Annotated in this window: 21 protein-coding genes and 1 tRNA gene; 6 read left to right on the forward strand and 16 right to left on the reverse strand. The window is 22.9% G+C overall.

What is annotated here, in order from left to right; translation table 4 throughout:
• The first annotated feature begins 2 nt into the window (after nucleotides 1-2).
• From ACJA28_RS00775 to ACJA28_RS00785, 3 genes are read left to right on the forward strand one after another with little or no spacing between them, the layout of a single operon-like run.
• Nucleotides 3-683: a hypothetical protein gene (locus tag ACJA28_RS00775; RefSeq protein ID WP_022935567.1), complete on the forward strand. Its 681-nt coding sequence runs from the start codon at nucleotides 3-5 to the stop codon at nucleotides 681-683.
• On the forward strand, nucleotides 676-2,310 hold the full coding sequence (locus ACJA28_RS00780; protein ID WP_022935568.1) for an ABC transporter ATP-binding protein: 1,635 nt from the start codon (nucleotides 676-678) through the stop codon (nucleotides 2,308-2,310). The genes ACJA28_RS00775 and ACJA28_RS00780 overlap by 8 nt, the downstream gene beginning before the upstream one ends.
• Nucleotides 2,310-2,573 (forward strand): hypothetical protein, encoded by a 264-nt coding sequence (locus tag ACJA28_RS00785; protein WP_022935569.1) that lies wholly within the window; start codon nucleotides 2,310-2,312, stop codon nucleotides 2,571-2,573. Before ACJA28_RS00780 ends, ACJA28_RS00785 begins: the two co-directional genes overlap by 1 nt.
• A 237-nt stretch (nucleotides 2,574-2,810) precedes the next feature.
• Here ACJA28_RS00785 and ACJA28_RS00790 read toward each other — a convergent pair whose 3' ends face one another.
• The 3 genes from ACJA28_RS00790 to ACJA28_RS00800 are packed head-to-tail and all read right to left on the reverse strand — an operon-like array spanning nucleotide 2,811 to nucleotide 7,594.
• On the reverse strand, nucleotides 2,811-4,898 hold the full coding sequence (locus tag ACJA28_RS00790; RefSeq protein ID WP_022935570.1) for a Z1 domain-containing protein: 2,088 nt from the start codon (nucleotides 4,896-4,898) through the stop codon (nucleotides 2,811-2,813).
• A gap of 1 nt (nucleotide 4,899) precedes the next feature.
• Nucleotides 4,900-5,727: a hypothetical protein gene (locus ACJA28_RS00795; RefSeq protein WP_022935571.1), complete on the reverse strand. Its 828-nt coding sequence runs from the start codon at nucleotides 5,725-5,727 to the stop codon at nucleotides 4,900-4,902.
• Between the two features lie 13 nt (nucleotides 5,728-5,740).
• Complete coding sequence (locus ACJA28_RS00800; RefSeq protein WP_022935572.1) at nucleotides 5,741-7,594, reverse strand: AIPR family protein; 1,854 nt, start codon at nucleotides 7,592-7,594, stop codon at nucleotides 5,741-5,743.
• Between the two features lie 151 nt (nucleotides 7,595-7,745).
• Between ACJA28_RS00800 and ACJA28_RS00805 the strand changes: the two genes are divergently transcribed.
• Nucleotides 7,746-9,449: a DpnII family type II restriction endonuclease gene (locus ACJA28_RS00805; RefSeq protein WP_022935282.1), complete on the forward strand. Its 1,704-nt coding sequence runs from the start codon at nucleotides 7,746-7,748 to the stop codon at nucleotides 9,447-9,449.
• Between the two features lie 109 nt (nucleotides 9,450-9,558).
• On the opposite strand, the gene ACJA28_RS00810 is transcribed toward ACJA28_RS00805, so the two are convergent.
• The 11 genes from ACJA28_RS00810 to ACJA28_RS00860 form a co-directional block, all read right to left on the reverse strand.
• On the reverse strand, nucleotides 9,559-10,248 hold the full coding sequence (locus tag ACJA28_RS00810; RefSeq protein ID WP_022935281.1) for a BC85_0335 family putative methyltransferase: 690 nt from the start codon (nucleotides 10,246-10,248) through the stop codon (nucleotides 9,559-9,561).
• Between the two features lie 2 nt (nucleotides 10,249-10,250).
• A complete protein-coding gene (locus ACJA28_RS00815; protein WP_022935280.1) occupies nucleotides 10,251-10,517 on the reverse strand; it encodes a DUF1292 domain-containing protein in 267 nt (88 codons plus the stop codon).
• 12 nt (nucleotides 10,518-10,529) lie between these two features.
• On the reverse strand, nucleotides 10,530-10,961 hold the full coding sequence (locus ACJA28_RS00820; RefSeq protein WP_022935279.1) for a hypothetical protein: 432 nt from the start codon (nucleotides 10,959-10,961) through the stop codon (nucleotides 10,530-10,532).
• Nucleotides 10,962-10,969: 8 nt separating this feature from the next.
• Nucleotides 10,970-12,793, reverse strand: a complete 1,824-nt coding sequence (gene mnmG, locus ACJA28_RS00825) for a tRNA uridine-5-carboxymethylaminomethyl(34) synthesis enzyme MnmG (RefSeq protein WP_022935278.1) — start codon at nucleotides 12,791-12,793, stop codon at nucleotides 10,970-10,972.
• Nucleotides 12,786-13,142, reverse strand: a complete 357-nt coding sequence (gene rbfA / locus ACJA28_RS00830; RefSeq protein WP_022935277.1) for a 30S ribosome-binding factor RbfA — start codon at nucleotides 13,140-13,142, stop codon at nucleotides 12,786-12,788. Before rbfA ends, mnmG begins: the two co-directional genes overlap by 8 nt.
• A 2-nt stretch (nucleotides 13,143-13,144) precedes the next feature.
• The gene (gene infB, locus ACJA28_RS00835) at nucleotides 13,145-14,956 is read right to left on the reverse strand and encodes a translation initiation factor IF-2 (RefSeq protein ID WP_022935276.1); all 1,812 of its coding nucleotides are present in this window, start codon (nucleotides 14,954-14,956) and stop codon (nucleotides 13,145-13,147) included.
• Complete coding sequence (locus ACJA28_RS00840) at nucleotides 14,940-15,203, reverse strand: YlxR family protein (RefSeq protein WP_027121702.1); 264 nt, start codon at nucleotides 15,201-15,203, stop codon at nucleotides 14,940-14,942. The genes infB and ACJA28_RS00840 overlap by 17 nt, the downstream gene beginning before the upstream one ends.
• Before the next feature lie 14 nt (nucleotides 15,204-15,217).
• Nucleotides 15,218-16,729 (reverse strand): NusA N-terminal domain-containing protein, encoded by a 1,512-nt coding sequence (locus ACJA28_RS00845; protein ID WP_022935275.1) that lies wholly within the window; start codon nucleotides 16,727-16,729, stop codon nucleotides 15,218-15,220.
• Nucleotides 16,729-17,166, reverse strand: a complete 438-nt coding sequence (locus ACJA28_RS00850) for a ribosome assembly cofactor RimP (protein WP_022935274.1) — start codon at nucleotides 17,164-17,166, stop codon at nucleotides 16,729-16,731. Before ACJA28_RS00850 ends, ACJA28_RS00845 begins: the two co-directional genes overlap by 1 nt.
• A 97-nt stretch (nucleotides 17,167-17,263) precedes the next feature.
• A complete protein-coding gene (locus ACJA28_RS00855) occupies nucleotides 17,264-18,001 on the reverse strand; it encodes an RNA methyltransferase (RefSeq protein ID WP_022935273.1) in 738 nt (245 codons plus the stop codon).
• The gene (locus tag ACJA28_RS00860) at nucleotides 18,001-18,516 is read right to left on the reverse strand and encodes a tRNA (cytidine(34)-2'-O)-methyltransferase (protein WP_022935272.1); all 516 of its coding nucleotides are present in this window, start codon (nucleotides 18,514-18,516) and stop codon (nucleotides 18,001-18,003) included. The genes ACJA28_RS00855 and ACJA28_RS00860 overlap by 1 nt, the downstream gene beginning before the upstream one ends.
• Before the next feature lie 147 nt (nucleotides 18,517-18,663).
• On the opposite strand from ACJA28_RS00860, the gene ACJA28_RS00865 reads away from it, so the two are divergent.
• Together ACJA28_RS00865 and ACJA28_RS00870 are read left to right on the forward strand one after the other, a co-directional pair.
• Nucleotides 18,664-19,170, forward strand: coding sequence for an adenine phosphoribosyltransferase (locus ACJA28_RS00865; protein ID WP_022935271.1), 507 nt, complete (start codon nucleotides 18,664-18,666; stop codon nucleotides 19,168-19,170).
• Between the two features lie 114 nt (nucleotides 19,171-19,284).
• Nucleotides 19,285-19,887 (forward strand): hypothetical protein, encoded by a 603-nt coding sequence (locus ACJA28_RS00870; protein WP_022935270.1) that lies wholly within the window; start codon nucleotides 19,285-19,287, stop codon nucleotides 19,885-19,887.
• Between the two features lie 77 nt (nucleotides 19,888-19,964).
• Here the strand turns inward: ACJA28_RS00870 and ACJA28_RS00875 are convergent.
• Both ACJA28_RS00875 and rpsI read right to left on the reverse strand, forming a co-directional pair.
• Nucleotides 19,965-20,041, reverse strand: a tRNA-Ile gene (locus ACJA28_RS00875).
• A 42-nt stretch (nucleotides 20,042-20,083) separates the two neighbouring features.
• Nucleotides 20,084-20,476 (reverse strand): 30S ribosomal protein S9, encoded by a 393-nt coding sequence (gene rpsI / locus ACJA28_RS00880; protein ID WP_022935269.1) that lies wholly within the window; start codon nucleotides 20,474-20,476, stop codon nucleotides 20,084-20,086.
• Between the last annotated feature and the right edge of the window lie 2 nt (nucleotides 20,477-20,478).

The raw sequence follows: 20,478 nt of genomic DNA on the forward strand, positions 1-20,478 counted from the left end.
GTATGAGAGTAAAAATTGATTTACATCTTCATTCATTTGTTTCTAGAAAAAATGGAGATGCTATTAAGTGAAATTCTTTATATGATTCAATTAGTCAATTGATAAAAGAAAAAGTTCAAATTTGCGCCTTTTCTGATCACAATATTTTTGATGTTGATTTTTATTTAGAAGCAAGAGAACTAGCTCAGACTGCTAATATTTTGTTATTACCCGCTATTGAAGTTAATGTTGTTCGTTTAGATGGGAAAATAGCAAATGTTATTTTTGTATTTGATAATCATTTAACTAAAGATGAACTAACAAAAATTCGCACAATAACTATTAAAGAAACTCCTAAACGCGGTATTTCCTTAACTAAATGCAAAGAACTTTTTAAAAATTTTGAAAAAATTGTCATCCCTCATGTGGGGAAAAGTGATCATTTTAAATATGAAGACCTATTAAAAATTGATTATGATGCAATTGAAATTTCTAACGAAAACGATAAAAACTATTTATCTGTAATAAAGAAAGGAATCAATTCTTCAGTTGTTGCTTTTTCTGATACTCATCAATGAGATAATTATCCGCAATTAAATCGATTAATAACTATTATTGATGATATGGAAGAAATTTCATTTAAAGAATTAAAAAATCAATTAAATAAAAACAAAAATTATTTTAAAAGGAGAATAGATGATTAAAGAAATTGTTTTTAAAAATACAAAAGATTTTTCTGCTAAATCAATATCTTTATCTTTAGCGCCTAATGTTAATGTAATTATTGGCCCTAAAGGCGGAGGTAAATCAACTTTGTTTGATTTAATTGCCGGTTTAAAAAATAACTATATTTCTGAAAATGTGATTAAAGCATTAGAAAGTTATCACTTAAAATTTGAAAAGGCAATTAAATATAGTAATGAAGAAATTTTATTTTCACAATTATCTAAAAAGAAAAAGAAAGAAAAAGAAGAAGATTATAACAATCGAAATGATGTTATTTATCAAGATGATAAGATTAAAAAAGATTTAACTAGTACTAAAGAAATTGAGGATCAAAAATTTACTTATGCTAAAAAACAAATTGAAATTTCTGAAGATGTTAATAAATTAATTTTAGAAATTCGAAATCTTTATTTATCAATGAATAAAGTAAATGATTATTTTAAAAACGAATTAGTAAACATTAATTGAACAAATACTTTTAAAATGAAAGATTTAGTGAATAACAATCAACTAGATTTAATAACTAAATTAGATTATAAACCAATTAATTTATCAAAATTAATTGAAGAAGAATTAAAAGAATATCAAAATTTTTTCATTGCCAATGAAGAGTATGAAAATAAAATTAAAAAACTAAAATTATTAGATAAAACCAAAATAATTAATGATCAAAATTTTGCAATTTCAATTAATGAAATGATTGAAGAAATCATTAAGGATAATAAAGATTTAATTAACTTAATCAAACAAAGAGAGTTATTTTTAAAAAGAATTAATATGTTTTCAAATTCTTTCTACAAAGCTTATCGAAAAACAATTGAAAAAATAAAAACAGAAAATTATGCTTCTGGAGGATTAAAAAGTTATGAAATCCAAGCAAAGAATCATTTTAAAAATTTGGCTCACGATTTATTTAATGTAATTAAATATTTTGAAAACTTAAATGCACAAGAAACAATTTTAAATATTGAAAATGATTCAAACCAAAAAAATGTTTTATACTATCAAATTCCACAAAACTTAGTACTCGATGATGAAACTAAAATTGAAATATTAAAAACCGTTTTTCATTCGCCGGGCAATTCAAAAGAAGATGTAACTAAATGATTAAAATCTTTAACTGAAAAAGGGATTAAAGATTTTAAGGAAGAAACCATTAAAAATTGTCTTGCAAGAGAAATAAAAAATGAAGTTAAAGTTTTAGTTGATTTTGGTAATGAAAAAAAAGAATATGAAGCTCTATCATTAGGTCAAAAATCAATTTATGGTCTTAAATACAAATTTAATAAATCAATTAATGAAGATTTATATCTAGATCAACCTGAAGATAATTTAGATAATCATACTATTGCAGAAGAGATTTTACCAATGTTAAATCAAAAAGATAATAACCAAGTTATTGTTGTTACTCACAATGCAAATATTGGAATTTTATCTAATCCCCAAAGAGTAATTATTGCTGATTTAAACAACCAAAATGAACCATATAAAATTGCTAAACTTGAAGAAGTAATCAATGAAAATAGCGCTCATTATCTTGAAGGTGGAAAAGAATATTTAAAACAAAGATATTACAAAATCATTAATCAAAAAGGAGATAAATAATGTTATTAGAAATTAAAAAAATCGATGAAAATAAATTTATTGCTAAATTTGCAAATGAAGAATTAGAAATAAGTGAACAATCACAAGATTGAAATATTGAAGGAATTAATAAATTTTTAATCAAATTGGCATCTAAAACACCAGTGAAAGAAAAAATTGAATTAAAGTTTGATGATCAAGAAGAAAATAAAGTTTACTTACATCTTATTGATTTATTTCAAGAATTTATTAATGAGCATAATGAATTGAATGTTGAGAAATAAATTAAAGTTAAAAATATTTAATCATAAATATATTTAGTGATTTGTAATAATTTAAAACTAATAATTAAAATTTGGAGGATAGATAGTTATGGAATTTTGTTTAGATCATTGTGAAAATAGTTCTTGTGAAACATGTGATGAAAAATATTATTATGGTATAGAAAAACCCGAATGTTGTGAAGGATACCATTTTTAAATTTAAATAAAATTGAATGTAAATGTTATTCTAAATATTGATTAATTTTTAATTTTATATCCACTCACAAAATCTTTTTCTATTTCTTTATTTATAAAAATTCTTGTTCTATAGATTAATTTGTTTATTTTTTCTTCTTCATTTTTGATATGAATTGGGATAATGTCAATAGATATTGTTTTACCTTTTAAATAAAACTCTTTTTCATTTTGAGCATAATTTCCTTTACCTATTCAAAAATAATTTAATGTTTTTGATTTATTAATTTGACGTTTATTTTCTTGTAATTTTCTCACAACAATTGACAATGAATTATCATTTATTATTTTATTTAAAACATTTAAATCATAAAGATTATTTTTATCAAAACATATTTCAAATAATTTATTTTTTAATTTTTCTTTATTTGTAGTATCAAATAGTTCATTTGAAAAATTAGTTCATGAAGGAAAATCAATATATTCATTATTTTTTGTATCAAATTTTTTATTTTTGACTTTTTTAAATTTTTCATAAAAAATAAAATTATTTTTATCTAATTCATCATCATTATCAAAATATTTATTTTTAATAAAGTCTATTTTTCCATTATTTGATACATATTCATAATTTGATATTGAATCTCTAGTTGGGAACAACTTGTAATCATATAGATCATTTTCATTTGATAAAGGAATAAATTTTTCTATTTTTGAAAAATCATTATTTGAGTTTTCAATAATTTGAATGAAATTAATAATATTATCATTAATTTGTATATAGTCAGAGATTAGTTCTCTAGTTAAAAAAATCCTTATCATATTTTTATATTCTTCTCGATAACCTAAAAATCTCGCTTGTTGAAGCACATAATCAGCATTTGCATGAATTCTAGATCTAAAGGAAATGAATGAATTTATTAAATCAATAATGGTTAAACCACGATCTAATTTTTTGTTTCCAATAATAATATGATAATAATTATTCTCAGATTGATCAAAAGACATATTTATATTTCCATTAAAAATAATAGTTTTAATTTCATCAATTATTTTTATTAAAGCTTCTCTATCTTTTTCTTTGAAAGAAAAAGTAAATGATTCATTTTGACAAATATGACTTAAATTTTTAATATTAATTCTATTTTTTATTTTTAAAAGAATATTATTAATTGCAATTTCAATTTGTTCATGATTTTGTTTTAATCTATCAATGTTTATTAACATTCGAGGCTTAGAATTGTATTTTTGGATATTTTTTCATCAAAAGCATTGGATTATAAAAACATGTAATGAATATTCTAATTCATTATTATATTGAATTTCGTCAATTTCATCTTTATCAATTGAATTTATTTGATGAAAAATTTTCCCTTCATTATGGAAATTATTTACAAAAAAATTAATATCTACATATCCTATAGATGGTGGCAGAAAGAAAATAAAATTAGGATTCATAAAGTTGTTTTTTTCTACAATAAAATGAGCATATGGTGTTGCTGTTATAGAAACAACATTTATTCTTTTTGAATTATTAAAAAGTGTTTTTAAATTATTGAAAATTTGACTTCCTTCTTCTTTATTTTTATCATTAAAAGAAGCAACATCTCCTTCATCATCAAAGATATATGAATTATAACTAATACTTTGTTGATTCAATTTTTCTGTTAATAAATTATTAAATTGCAAATGTCTAATTTCTTTTAAAGAAAGAATGATAACATTTTCATTATTTTTTAATTTATTAATAACTTCATCAAGATTATCTTTCAATGTTTGGTATGTATACAAATTTGAATTTATATTTTTTTCTAAACGTTTAAAACTTTGATCTAATAAATTCCTATTTGATTGGTTAAATCAAAAAACTAAATTTGAATTACTTTCAGAAAAAATTTTTGTAATAGACCCAATTATAAAATCAGTTTTTCCTGATTGAATCATTCCATAAATCAAAAATTTTTTTTTGTTATTTTCTTTCATTTTTTTATAAACATTAAGTACAGTTTCTTTATAATTTTGTAAATCTATTTCATAATTATTTTTGCTAAATAATTCCATTTTTTCTTTTTTCTTATCTAAAAATGATTCCCATAAATCATTCTGGGCATCTAAATCAAATGGCGAAAATCTTAAAGGGTTTTTAATCATACTATTCTATTTCTTTCTTAATTTTTTCAAAAAATTCTTCATTAGTTTTATTTATTGCTAAAGCATATATTTTTAATTGGGCATCGATTAATAAATTATTGAAATTACTTTCAATTTTGGGAAGATATTTTTTTTCAATAATATAAAAATTACTTTTGTCTAAACAAACTTTTCAATTAGACAATTCATTGTATTGATTAATGAGATTATAAATTTTTTTGTTTAAATATTGTTTTCTTTCTTCGTCAAAATCTATTTCTTCGATTATTTTTAATAAATCCATAGAACTATCAGATGAATCTAAAAAAATATCCACTCCTACAACTAAATCATTTTCAGATAATTTATTTAATTGTTTATAAGATAATGTTATACTTTTAGATTCTTTGTTTACTTTTTTTATTTCAATAAATTTTTCATTTTTAAGTCTAAAATCAAAATGATCATTGTTTTTTTGATAATTATTTCTTAGATCAATATTTTGTTTTAAGCAAGAGGCAATAAATACCATTTCAGTTAACAAACCTAAATATTCATTAATTAGTTGATTCTTATTAAAACGTTCAAAAGTAGCAAGAAATTTTTCAAAAATATTTGATAAAGTGATATCTTTTGTTTTATTTATTTGATAATTTAAGAAATCAATAATATTTTCTAATTCATGTTCATCTCTTACATTTTTTAAAGATAATATTCAAAATTTTTCATCTTCATTATCTAATTTTATTCATTTAAATCCATCAAAATATTCTTTGTTTCCTAATTGAATTTGTTTTCTTTCAATCGCAATACCAAAGTAATTATTTTTATAAAAATATTTTTTAAACATTGTTTTCAACCACCTATATAGCAAAAATTTCTTTTAACATTTTTTGATAGTCAGTGTTATTTTTTAAATAACGAATAAAGCTGAAAACATATTCAAATATGTTTGGGTCTTTTTTAACCATATTATGGATTTCTGATGGGTTAATTCCTAATTTTTCTGTAGTTGCCATTAAAGCATCTGAAAATGGAGATCCAGGTTCTATTGAAACCAATACATTAAATAGATTTTCTCTTTTTTCTTTAGGAGGTGAATTAATGAATGTTTCGCTAAATAATTTTTTAATTTTTATTTTTTTGCTTTCAAGAAATTCAATCATACTTTCATAATCATTGAAATGACTTAAAATGTCATCGCCACTTTCTTTTAATTTAAAATAAATAAAAATAAATTTAATTATTACAATGTTGTACATTAAACAATTTTTTATAACATTTCTTCTTCAATCATCTTTTTTGACATACGGATGAGTGATGTAATCTTTTTTCTTGAATGAATCAAAAGTTCTAAACAAATAACATAGTTCAGAATATAATTGATAGTCATTGTAAATTTCATCTAAACTTTTTTCTAAACTTTTTTCATCTTTATAAATTTTTGATTTTGCGTTTTTTGCTGTTCCTGGCATGATTTTTTCTCATGTTCAATTTAGTTGTAAAAGATTTTCTAGTGAAAAAACATGTTCGGGTTTATAAATAGTTTGTGCAGTTTCATCAAACTTAAAAGATCCTACTTTTGTTTCTATATAAGTTTTGAAATTAAGTTTTTCATTATTTTGAGCAAAAGTGGTTTTGATTAAAGTTGCTAATGGCAGATTAGATATTAAGTCTTTATTATCAATTGGCTTTTGTCTATTAGAAGCAATAGCAATTTTATTAGCAAGCTCATAGGCTTCTTTGTTATTTTCTTTTGAAGATCAATTTTTGATACAAATAATTTTAGATAATATAAAAAAATCTTTTTCAAAATCTGTGTGTGAAATATTATATGTTGTTTGTCCACCATTTATTATTGAAAAATTTTTTAAAACAATTTCTTTTTTTCTAATTTCTAAATCATCACAAATAATAACCATTCCATTGTTTAAGTATCAAAAATTTTCAGGATTATTTATTGATTCTTTGATATATTCATCAACATTTTTTTTCTTTTTAAAATACCTTAAATTTAAATTTAAAATTTGATTTCCATATGTTTCATATAATTCTTTAACTGATTTAGCTGATAAATTAAAAATATATGCTTTGTTGACAATTGTATTAGTCGCAAAAGGGTTTTCGAATTCTAAAAAATTATTTTTTCCACTCAATATATTTAATGTTGCTTTATCCACAGATAATTTTGTAGAAAACTTATTCTCATATAGTTTTACTAAATCATTTAATTCTAGGATTTGAATAATATCATCATTATTTCAATCAAAATCATCTTTGATATTCTTAATGATATTACTTTTATTTTTTATTTCTTTGTCACTTATATTAACAAAAATAAATTTATTAATAATATTTGTATCATTTTCAAATTCTTCTTTTATTGGTTCAAATAATGAATGATTTTTGGATTGAATTATATCTTTTTTAATTTTTTTAATAATGTTTAGCAAAAAATCATTTTCTATAATTTTATCTCTTTCAAGAAACTTAATAAATGAATAATTGTTTTCATCTATAGTTTTATCAATTCAAATAATATCTGAATATGTTTCTTTAATTACATTATTTTCGATAATTTCATTTGTTTCAGAACCATCATCTAGGATTAAATTTCCTAAAAAAATGTATTCTCTATTCTCTTCATCATATTTTTCAAACAAAGATAATTTAGTTTTGTAGATTTTTTGAATTTTTCTATTACCAATTAATTTCAAAGTTATCTCCTTTAATATTCATTATCAGAACTTTTTTGGGTAATAACTATGTTTTATTTTTTGTTTTTTGCACTATTTTTTTGGCAATCAACCAAAAATGGATAAAAATAATTTATAATTTATTAAAAATTTGGAGTATTTAGGTTAGATAATGAATATTAACAGAACAAAACTATCTCCATTTGTAAAATGAGTTGGTGGTAAAAGAGAAGTTATTAACAATTATTTAGCTAATTATTTTCCGGATAAATTTAGAAATTATTTTGAACCTTTTGTTGGAGGTGGTGCTGTTCTTTTTTATTTGCAACCAAATAAAGCAAATATTAATGATTTGAATTTTGAATTAATAACAACATATAAAGTTATTAGAAATAATGTAAATGAATTAATTAATAAATTAGATGAATATCATTTAAATCATTCAAAAGATTTTTTTCTTAAGTTAAGAAAAGAGAAAAAGAAAAATGATGTTGAAATAGCTGCTCGTTTTATTTATTTAAATAAAACTGGATTTAATGGTTTATATCGTGTTAATAAAAATAATGAATTTAATGTTCCATTTAGCAATAAAACAAGAGAAAAATTAGTTTTATACAACAAAGAAAATTTAATTAATTTAAATAAATATTTTCAAAATAATCAAATTAATTTTTTTAATCAAGATTTTGAAGAAATATTAAAACAAACTAAAAAAGGTGATTTTGTTTTTTGTGATCCTCCCTATGATTATGAAGTTAATGTTGATAATGGTTTTACTTCTTATACTCAAGATGGTTTTAATAAAGAAGATCAAATCCGATTAGCCAACCAATTAAAAAAATTGAATGAAAAAGGTGTTCTATGGATGTTGACAAATCATAATACCCAATTAATTAGAAACTTATATCAAGATTTTTATATTAAACCAATAACAACAAATCGCAATATCAATTCAAAAGGTAATAAAAGAAAAAATACAGGAGATGAAGTAATGATTACTAATTATGAAATAATAAATGAAGAAAAAAAGAATGAAAAAGATAAATTAACACAATATTTATCTTCATTGGAAAAAACAAATATTGAACTAGAAGATTTGATTGATACTAAAAAAATAATAAAAAAAATTGATGAAATTGAGATTAAATTAAATACTTTAAATTACATTATTTCTTCAAATGAAGAAGAAATAATCAAAAAAATTAAAACTCTTTACACAAAGAATAAAAATGTGTTTTCAGTGTTACATACACTAGTTGCTTCAGAAATTGACAAGGAACTAAAGTTTGATAAAAAAACAATAAAATTGATTGATTTGACTAAAGGTGTTGACTCAATAATTTTATTTTTTAAAAAAACAGGTTTATTAGATTTTATAAAACAAAATAAAATTAAAAATTTTGTTGATTATTTAGTGGGTGTAAAAGTTGGTTTAGATACACACGCAAGAAAAAATCGTTTTGGTTTAAAGAATGAAAAAGAAATTGAAGAAATAATTAAAAAAGAATTTAAAAAATATGATTTTTTAGATATTCAATTTCAAGTTTCAAAATTAGATATTTTTAAATCACATAAAAAATGATTTAATAAAAAATTTGATGTAGTTATTAAAAATAATAAAAATAGCAAAACTATATTATTAGAATCATCTTTTTATAATACTCAAGGTTCTAAAATTTCAGAAACTTCAAGGTCATATGAAAATATTTTTAATTATTTAAAAAAATATAATGATCAATACATTTTTATTTGGATTGCAGATGGTAAAGGTTTAGAATCAATTAAAAATGATTTAAGTACCAAAATAGAATTGGATTATATTTTCAATAAAACAAATTTTATTGATGTTATTAAGAAAAAATTAAATTTAAAATAAAAACATATACAATTTCAATACAGTTAAAAAACTTGCTTTGTATCTAATGTTTATTTTATCATTTTACAAGATAGACAGGTCCAATCATTTTTCCGTTTCTTAAATATAATTATTTAACTGCAGTTACAAATCCAGTATATCATTTTAAAATATCATAGCGATAATTGTACTCTTCCAAATTTCTAATAAGTTTTTTCAAACTTTTTTTATTAGATTTTGTATTTGCAAAGATAAACATTCCATTTTTAATTAAATATTTTTCATTTTGCAAAAACAAATTATCAAAATCTTTAAATGAATTCAAAACCATGATTGAATCAAATTTTTCTTTTTCAATTTTGTTCAAGAGTTTTATATCATGTTTAACTAATTCAATTTTGTTTTTAATTTCTACATATTTTGTTTCATCAAAATCTTCTTTTTTTATGTATATTTCAGAATTTGCTTTATTTGAAATTGTAATTGCTTCATAAGGTTCAACATCACCTAGTAATAAGACTTTTTTGTATTCATTTCTAATGCAAGAATTGATACAAAATTCAACAATTTCGTGATTAATTGTTTGCCCCAAAACTTGTTGCAAATTAACAAGAGGTTCCCCCATATCTTTTCTTTCCATCATTTTCTTTTCACTTTCTTTTAAAGAAAGTTCTTGATTAATTCTAATTTGATCTAATGCAATCTCTTGTTTTTTCTTTTTAATTTTTAGAAAAATAACTATAAAAGCTATTATTGCAATTAAAACAACAATGCCTGCACTTATTCCTAAACAAAGTCTAATTATTTCAATACTTGACATTTTTATTCATCGCTTTCAATGTTTTCTTCCATCCATTCATTAAAAATTTTTTCAACTAAATTTCACTCATCTTCTTCAATAGCAACTAATGAATTATCTTCTTTTATCTTTGCTCCATAAGCTATTTCATCAATTTCATACATAATAAATTGGTCACCATTTTCTTCAAAAGTAAACAAAATATTAGCGTTTATTTTTTTACCATTTTCTAATTCAATATCTATTATATTATTGTTTGATAATTTTGCTTTTTTGAAATTTTTGTTCATTTTTTCTCCATTTTAGTTTATTTCTACCAAACTAAATAATGTTCAATTTAATTCTTGTCTTAACTTATTTGCCTGAATTTGATTTACTTTAAAAGCTAATTCATTTAGTTCTTTATCAATAATTAATTTTTTCTTTATAGCTTCAAAATTCATTAAGTCTATTTCTAGTTTATTTGTAACTATGATGTGTAAATTTTTTTTATTTAAATCTTCTTTAATTTTAAAAATTGTATTTTCAATTTTTTTAATTTCTTCTTCAATTTGTCCTAAATTATTTTTAATTTTATTTAGAATATCTAGAACACTTTTATTAAAACAATCTTCACACAAAAGAATAGGAGAATTATTACTTATTTCTTTATTACATTCTTTGCAAGATAAATTTTCAATATTTTTTATCTCATTATTTTTTTTATTAAAATTTTCATCATCAATTAAAGACATAAAATCTCCTATCTTTTATATTTTAAATTAATATAAAAAAGAATCATTTCAATATCTGAAGGATTAATACCACTAATTCTTGAAGCTTGACCAATAGTTTGAGGATTTATTTTTTTTAATTTATATCGAGCTTCTAAAGCAAGATTAGCAATTTCATCATAATTAATGTTTTTAGGAATTTTTAATTCTTCTAAACGTAACATTTTAGCTGCAGCTTTATTTTGTTTTTGAACATATCCATCTAAACGAATCTTAATAATTAGTTCATCTTTATAGATAAAATCATTAATAAAATCATTATAATCAACATCTGGTCTTGCTATTACTTTTAAAATAGAAGCACCATTTAGAACAGAATATTTTTTAGCAAGAGGATCATTTGCAGATAAATAAATATTTTCTAATTCTTTAATTTTTTGATCAATTAAAAAATATTTTTCTTTAATTTTTTGATATTCAATTTCATTAATCATATCAGCATACAAAGCATATTCAGACATTCTTATATCAGCATTATCATTTCTTAATAATAAACGATATTCAGCACGAGAAGTTAACATACGATAGGGTTCTTTTGTTCCTTTTAATACTAAATCATCAATCAAAACTCCAATATAAGAATCGTTTCTTTTTAAATCAAGAGGTTTTTTATTTTTTAATTTTAAAGCTGCATTGATTCCAGCAACAATTCCCTGACCAGCAGCTTCTTCATAACCACTAGTCCCGTTTATTTGACCAGCAAAATATAAATTTTTAATTTTTTTAGATTCTAAGCTTTTATAAATTTGTCCTGAAGTTACTGCATCATATTCAATTGCATATCCATATTTTTGAACTTTGCAATTTTTAAGACCTGGAATTGTTCTTAAAAATTGATCTTGTATCTCAATTGGCATTGATGTTGAACATCCATTAATATAATAAATATCTTGTTTTTCTGTTTCTGGTTCAAAAAATATTTGATGTCTTTCTTTGTGAGAAAATTTAACTATTTTATCTTCAATTGAAGGACAATAACGCGGTCCTACTCCTTCAATTAATCCTGAATACATTGCAGATTTACTTATATTATCTAAAATAATTTGATGGGTTTTTTGATTAGTATAAGTTAATCAACAATGAATTTGAGCTTTTAATTTATTTTTTGTTTTCGAAGAAAAAGTTAAATCTTCAAGCGGCAAGATTTCTTCTTCAAGTTCATTTCAATTAATAGAATCAGCATAAATTCTAGCAGGTGTACCAGTTTTTAAACGGATTAAATCGATTCCATTTTCTTTTAAAGATTTAGATAAATTTTTTGTAGTTTTTTCTCCATCAGGGCCACTAATTGTAATATCATTTCCTCTTAAAATTCTTGAATCCATATAAGTTCCAGTTGTAATTATTACAACTTTTGATTCAATAATTGAACCATCATTTAATTTAACGCCTTGGATAACATTGTTTTTTTGTACAATTTCTTCAACAATTGCTTCAATAATAGTTATATTTTTATTTTTTTCTATCTCTTCTAAAACAATTTGCGAATATTTGTCTTTATCTATTTGTGCTCTTAATGCTCTAACTGCAGGTCCTTTTGATGTATTTAGCATTTTTATTTGAATCATTGCTTTATCTGCAAAATAACCTTGAACTCCTCCAAGAGCATCAATTTCTCTTGTGATAATTCCTTTTGCAGGACCTCCAATTGAAGGGTTACAAGGAAGCATGGCTAATCGCTTTTTATTTAAAGAAATAAGCGCAACTTTAAAACCGTTTTTTGCAAGTGCAAAAACCGCCTCTATTCCAGCATGACCACCACCAACTATAATTGCGTCAAATTTATTATTCATTACTTTCCTTTTTATCAGAATTAATTTGTTTTAGAATTTCTTCAATTCTTAAAGAAGTTTTTGAAACCTCATCAATTTTAAAAATAAGTTCAGGAACTTTTCTTGAATTAAAATCATATTTTGCTAATTCGCTTCTAACAAAACCTTTAATGTTATTTAAAGCTTCTAATGATTTTTTTTCGTTTTTATCAAATAAGACATAAATTTTTAAATTGGAACCATCATTAGATAATTTTGCATCAATAACTGTTACATTTCTAACATTTGCATTTTTAACATCTTCATTGATGATTTTGGAAATTCATAATAAATAATTTGCTTCTTTTTTTCTTCTTTGTATTTCATTCATTATTATTTATTAACCAAAACTTCTTCAAAAGTTTGAATTATATCTCCTTCTTTAATATCATTAAATTCCTTAATATGAGTTCCAAATTCTTTCCCTTTTTCAATTTTTTTAATTTGTTCTTTTCCATGTTGAAGAGTTTCTAAAATTCCTTCATGGATTATTTTATTATTTCTAATTAATTTCATTTTAGTATTAATTTTAATCACACCTTCGGTTGCTAAACATCCAGCTATGTTACCAACTTTTGAATAGAAAAAAATCTTTTGAATAATAGCTTCGCCCACTTTTATTTCTTCATATTCAGGAGTTCCAAAAGTTTTAATAATGTTTTCGACTTCTTCAATAATTTCATAAATTATAGAAGAAGTTTTAATCACAACTTTTTCTTGAGAAGCTAAATTTCTAATAGTTCCTTCTACTTTTAAGTTAAAAGCAAAAATAATTGCATTTGAAGCTTTTGCTAATAAAATGTCCGAATTAGATATACTACCACTTGAATATCTAATGATGTTTACTATTGCATCATCATTTGAAAGTTTAGATAAAGAAAATTTAATAGCCTCTGCAGTTCCTTGCACATCAGATTTAATAATAACATTAACAATTTTTTTATTTTCGTTATTGGTTAAATTTACATTTTTAGAAACTAATTCATTTTGTTTATCTGAAAAAGCTTTTTTAGAAGCTAATTTTTTAGCAAATTTTTCATCTTCAAATCCTAAAAATTTATCACCTGATTTAGGTAGATAATTTAATCCTGTAATAATAACAGGAGTTCCTGGGCCTGCTGATTCAATTTCTTTACCTTCAATACTTAGTAATGTTTTAATTCTTCCATAATTAGAACCTGCAATAATAAAATCTCTTTTGTAGATTGTTCCATTTGTAATCATTAAAGTTGCAATTGTTCCTTTGCCTGTTGCAATATTAGCTTCAATTACCGTTCCTATTGGAGAACGATTTTTATTAGCTTTTAGTTCTAATAAATCTGCTTGAAGTAAAATAGCATCAAACAATTCATTAATTCCTTTTCCGGTTAAACCTGACCCATAAATAAATGTTGTATCTCCACCTCATTCTTCACAAAGAATATCATGTTTAGATAAATCTGCTTTTACTTTTTCGGGATCGGCTGATGGTTTATCCATTTTGTTAACAAAAACTACAATTGGTACATTAGCTGCCTTAGCATGATCAATTGCTTCTATTGTTTGAGGCATAACACCATCATCAGCAGCAACAACTAGAATAACAATATCTGTTACTTTTGCTCCATTTAATCTCATTGCAGTAAAAGCTTCATGTCCAGGAGTATCTAAAAAAGTTATTGTTTTGTTGTTATGATTGATTTGATAAGCGCCAGTATGTTGTGTTATTCCACCAGCTTCATTGCTTGCTACATTTGTATTTCTTATCTTATCAATCAAAGTGGTTTTACCATGATCAACATGCCCCATGATAGTTATAATAGGCGGCCTCGGTTCTAAATCTTTTTCATCATCTTTTATTTCAAAATAATCCATAAAATTTGATTCATTCATTTCAATTTCTTTTTTAAAATCAAAACCATAATCAAAGCAAATTTCTGCAATTTCTTCTTCAGTTAAAACTGAATTTAAATTATATAACACACCTTTTTTAAAAAAATTGGTCAAAATTTCATTTGCAGGTTTATTAATTCTTTTTGCAAATTCGTTAATACTCATTGGTCCTGTGAAAATAAAAACACCATCTTTTAATTCGATTTTTACATCAACTAATTGTGTTTTAATTTCTTCGTCATTAAATACTCTTTTTTTATTTTTTTTTGACATATTCTTCAACCTCTTTTCTTAATGCGTTATATGTTTCTTGCGGAATATTTTTTTTAAATGCTTTATTTAAACTTTTCTTTTTAAAAAGAAGATCAATTGTTTCAATATTTTTTAAACAATATGCCCCTCTTCCTAAAATTTTTTCATCTTTTTCAAACATAACTGTTCCATTTTTTAAAAGAACAAACCTAATTAATTGATTAACAGGAACAATTTTGTTTGTTACAATACATTTTCTTGAAAACATTTATCTAATAATTTTTAAAAATCTTCTTCCTCATCAAAATCTAAAAAGTCATAATCATTTAAATCAATATCACCAACTAAATCTTTATCAAATTTAAAATTTTCATTAACACGTTTAATTTCATTATTATTAATTTTTTGTTCAAAGTTTTGATCTAATTTATCAAAATTATCATTTTCTATTTTATCTGTTTTGTCTTCAACACTAAATTGTGAGTAATCCACAGGTTCATAAGAAAGAATTTCAGAATTATATTCAGCAATTTCTTTTTCAAAATCTTCGATATTTGAAATATTGATATTTTTTCAATTATTTCTATTGTTACGTGGTCTTCTATTGTTTGTTGTTGACAAGTAAGCAGATGAACTTTTGTTCTCAACAAATCCTGAATCTAATTCTTCTAATTCTTTTTCGTTAATATTACCGTTTCAATTAATCGGTATATTATTTTCAATAGCATAAGAATAAGAGCAAATATCAATATTTACTCTTATTAATTCAACAGTTAATTTTACGTTTGATCCTTTTTTTCCAATTGCTATTGTATTATGTTTGTTTGGAACAACAACTAAATAATCGTTTGTCCCAGCTTTTTTATTAATTGAAACAATTCTTGCAGGGCTTAGAGCATTTGCAATATATTCATAGATATTATCAGAATATAAAATAACGTCTATTTTTTCACCAATTTCATTTGATACTCGATTTATTCTTTCGCTATTTTGACCAATTATGCAACCTTTTATATCTAATTCACCTTCAAATTTTGGATTTTTTCTAAATGAAATTTTTGATCTATCACCTTTAATTCTTGAAATACCAACAATTTGAATTTCTCCTCTATCAATTTCAGGAATTTCTCTTTTTAAAATTTCTCTAACTTTATTTGGCGAATCGTTTGAGACTAATACTTGATAACTTTTAGAACTTTCATAAACTTCTTCAATAGTAACATTATGATATTTTTTATCATTCAAATTTATTTTTTGATTTTGATACTTAGTTGGCATGTAACACAATGTTCCATCTTCTAATAAAAAAGTTGCTCCTTTGCCACCAAAATCCTCTTCTAATTTTGCTTCTACAACAGTTCCAATAAGTGGTTGATATTTTTCATAAACTCTTCGTTTTTCCCAATTTAAAATTTCGATTCTAAAAGATTGTTCAATTTTTGAATACAGTGACCTTGAAAAATCATCAAAAGAAATTTTTGAAGCAATTGTTTCACCTACAGTAATTGTTGGATTAATTTCTCTAGCTTCACTTAAATGAATATCAACAACTTTTGAATCTCCTTTATATTCTTCTTCATCATCAATTACAAGTTTTTTTAAATTAGTTAAAATTAATTCATTATCAACAATGTCTAAAGCAATTTCGGCATCTGGGTCTAATTGAGAATTAATAATTCTTTGTATTGAGTTTTTCAAAAAACCAATAATAATTTTTTTATCAATATTTTTGGTTGTTGAAACAATGTTAATTAATTCTAAAATATCTTTTCTACGTTCGTTTTGTACTTTCATTATTTATCCTTTCTTAATTTGGCTGTTGTTTTTATGTATACAATGTATTTTTTTTCAATTTGTAATTTTTGGATTCTACCTTTGTTGTTTATTTTTAAAATTATATGTTCATTTATATTTTCTAATAAGTCACCTTCTCAATCATTTTTTTCAAAATATTGTTTTGATGATTTTATTGATAAATATTTTCCAATAAATAAGTTAATATCTTTCAACTTAATTTCTTTTTCAGTTCCACTTGAAAATACGTTTAAGTAATAATTGTCGTTAGTTTTATCAATTTCATCAATAATATTTGAAATTAATTTCGTCTTCTCTTCAATAGATTTTAAATTAGTATCGGGTAATTCAATATCTAAAAAGTTTAAACCATCCCTTTTGACAAATTCAATAAGATTCACTTCAAAATTTATTCTTTTTTTTAGTTTTTGAATCAAATACAACCTCCCCATTTAATAGAAAGATTGCTTTTTAGCAACCTCTTCTATTCAAGTTATTTTCATTTTATCACTTATTTTTGTATTTTTAACAAAATTACTGTTGCATTAAATCTTTTTTACTAAGGTGAGCCATCAAAATTCCGCCTGCAACAGCAACGTTAAGCGATTCAAAATTAATAGGAATATAAATTTTAAAATCTAACAATTTAATGATATTTTTTGTAATTCCTTTTGATTCATTTCCTAAAACTAAAATTATTTTGTCATTTTGATTAAATAGTAAATTTTGGTAATGTTGTGCTTTTTTATCTAATAAAGATCCAACTATCTTATATTTTTGATTTTTTAAAAATTTGAGATCTTTTATTAAGTTTTTAGTATTAAAAATATTTGCACTAAATATTGCACCTTGTGAAGATCTTAAAACTTTCGAATTATAGATATCTACTCCTTCGACAATAATATCATTAAAGTTAAAAGCTAATGCTGTTCTAATTAAAGTGCCTAAATTGCCAGGATCGTTAATGTTATTAAGAACTAGTATATTATTATTAAAATAATCTTTAAATTTAATCTTTTGACATAATCCAATATATTCTTGAGGAGTTTTAGTAGTAGATAATTGCAAGATATTTTTATATGAAGTGTATTTAATTTTAATATTTTGATCTTGATAATTATTATTGCTCGTGATAATAAATTTTAATAAATTAGATTTTTTAGCTTCTTCAATAAGATGTAAACCTTCAATTAAAAAATAGTCATTTTGATCACGAAATTTTTTTATTTTTAATTTTTTCAAATCTAAAAATTCTTGATTAGTTAGTTTCATTATTCTTTTTCTAAAATAAATTCTTTTCCCTTTTGCACTTCAAATTTTGATAAACCTTCAAAATTTTTTTGTCTTAGTATTTCGTAAGCAATTAAGTTAACGGTATTAGCTAAATTTAATGATCGACACTCCGCTTTCATAGGAATTCTTATACATGTATCAATTGATTTTTGTAATATTTTTTTAGGTATTCCTGTTGACTCAGTACCAAACATTATTCAAATATCATTATCTTCTTTAAAATCAATATCTGAGTAATTTTTAAGACCATAACGAGTTAGATAATAAATTTTTTTATTCTGATATTTCTTTGAAAATTCTTGATAATTTTCATAAATTTCATATTCAATATCATTAATTGTTCTTCCTGCTGCTGCTCGTTTGATATTTGGATGAAATAAATCAAAAGCAATGGGTTTGATAATATGTAATTTTGCTCCTACTGCATAACAAGTTCTAATTATATTTCCGGTATTAGGTGGTATTTCTGGTTGGTATAGAACAACATTAATCATAAATTAATATAATATTATATAAACATTAGCATTGTGTTAAAAAAAATTAAAACAAAATCAGTTCAAATAAAAATACGTAATTTTTTAACATTTGTTATATCATTATTCTTGTTCTGATTTATTTGTAAATAAATTTTATGTATTATTATGGATTTAAAAAAATTTATTGATGATGTTAAAGATTTTCCAGAAAAAGGAATTAATTTTAAAGATATTTCTCCTTTACTTGCTAATGGCGAGGCATTAAACTATACAGTTAATAAAATGGCAGAATTTGCTAAAGATGCAGATGTTATTGTTGGCCCTGATGCTAGAGGTTTTTTATTCGGAACTCCTGTCGCTTCTATATTAAAAAAACCGTTTGTAATGGTAAGAAAAGCTAAAAAATTGCCTGGAGATGTAATTAGAAAAGAGTATCATTATGAATATTCATCTAATGTTTTGGAAATGCAAAAAAATCGTATTTTTCCAGGACAAAAAGTAGTTGTAATTGATGATATACTAGCAACTGGAGGAACAACAAAAGCTATTATTGATTTAATCGAATCTCAAGGAGCTATTGTTCAACGGGTTATTTTTTTATTAGAGTTAAAAGATTTAAAAGGTCTTGATAAATATCACGGGATTGAAGTAATATCGTTAGTAAAAATGTAATTTTAGTGTTTCTATGAATTAATAAATATTTTTAAAATAACTTAAACACAAACTTATATTTGTTAAAGTTATATAATTTTGTTTGATATAAATAGATTTAGAAAGAAGAAATTTATGATTAGCAAAAAAATGTTATTAGGAGGTTTGGGTACTATTTTGGCTACAACAACAATAGCTGCAATTGTAACCGCTTCAGTTACATATTCAATAGAAAAAAAATTAAATAATAGAACTACTTATTTAAGTGACACTATTTTAGTTGAAGGTGATGTTTCAAAATTTAGAAAGAATCAAGCAGAGGAATATCTTAATAAATTACAAAAGGAAAATAAAATTTATGAATGAGATGTAAAAAATAAAAATAATAATTTGTGAGGCGACATAGTTAGTGGTTTCGATACATTTTTTATTAATTCAAAAGGAAATTGAGAAAAAGATAAAGAAAATTTACCTAGTATATTTTTTGATTCTAGTTTAGTGAAATTAGTTCCCATATCTGAAGGAAGTGATAAATATTACTATGAAATTGAATTTGCATATGTAAGATACTATTGAGATGATGCAACAAAATTTAAACAAACAACTAATTTTGAAAAAATAAAAGTTTATCATAAAGACGATCTAACTGAAGAAGAAATAAATAAAAGTTCTAACATTTTACTTGGTTATGATGCTTATAAAGGATATGAGAAACAACAAATAAAAGAAAAAATTTAAATCGTAATTTAATAGAAAATAATATTAAAAAAATCGCTTTTCTTTAAGCGATTTTTGTTTGGAATTTTAAAAATATATGGTGCGAACGAATGGACTTGAACCATCGACCTCACGATTATCAGTCGTGTGCTCTAACCAGCTGAGCTACGCTCGCATGTTAAATGTTGTTTCTTAATAACAACATTGTTTGCAAAAATTAACGTTTTGAGAATTGGCGTGCACGTCTAGCTTTTCTAAGACCAGGTTTTTTACGTTCCTTAATTCTTGCATCTCTAGTAAGCATTTTTTGTGCTTTAAGTTTTGGTTTGTAATCCTCAGAAACTTTAACTAATGCTCTAGCAATACCTAACCTAATTGCTCCAGATTGCCCACTTAATCCTCCACCAGAAACATTAACATTAATATCTCATTGATTTAACTGTTCAATTATTTCAAAAGGTTGTAATGCATCTTTAATTAAAATGTCTGATTTTAAGTAATTTTTAGCTTCGACTTTATTAATTAAAAATTTACCGCTACCTTTTTGAATTGTTACTCTTGCTGAAGAAGATTTTCTTCTTCCTAATCCATGAAATTTTGTTTCTGCCATAA

Origin of the sequence: Mesomycoplasma moatsii (assembly GCF_045276915.1) — a bacterium.
Classification (GTDB): domain Bacteria; phylum Bacillota_I; class Bacilli_A; order Mycoplasmatales; family Metamycoplasmataceae; genus UBA710.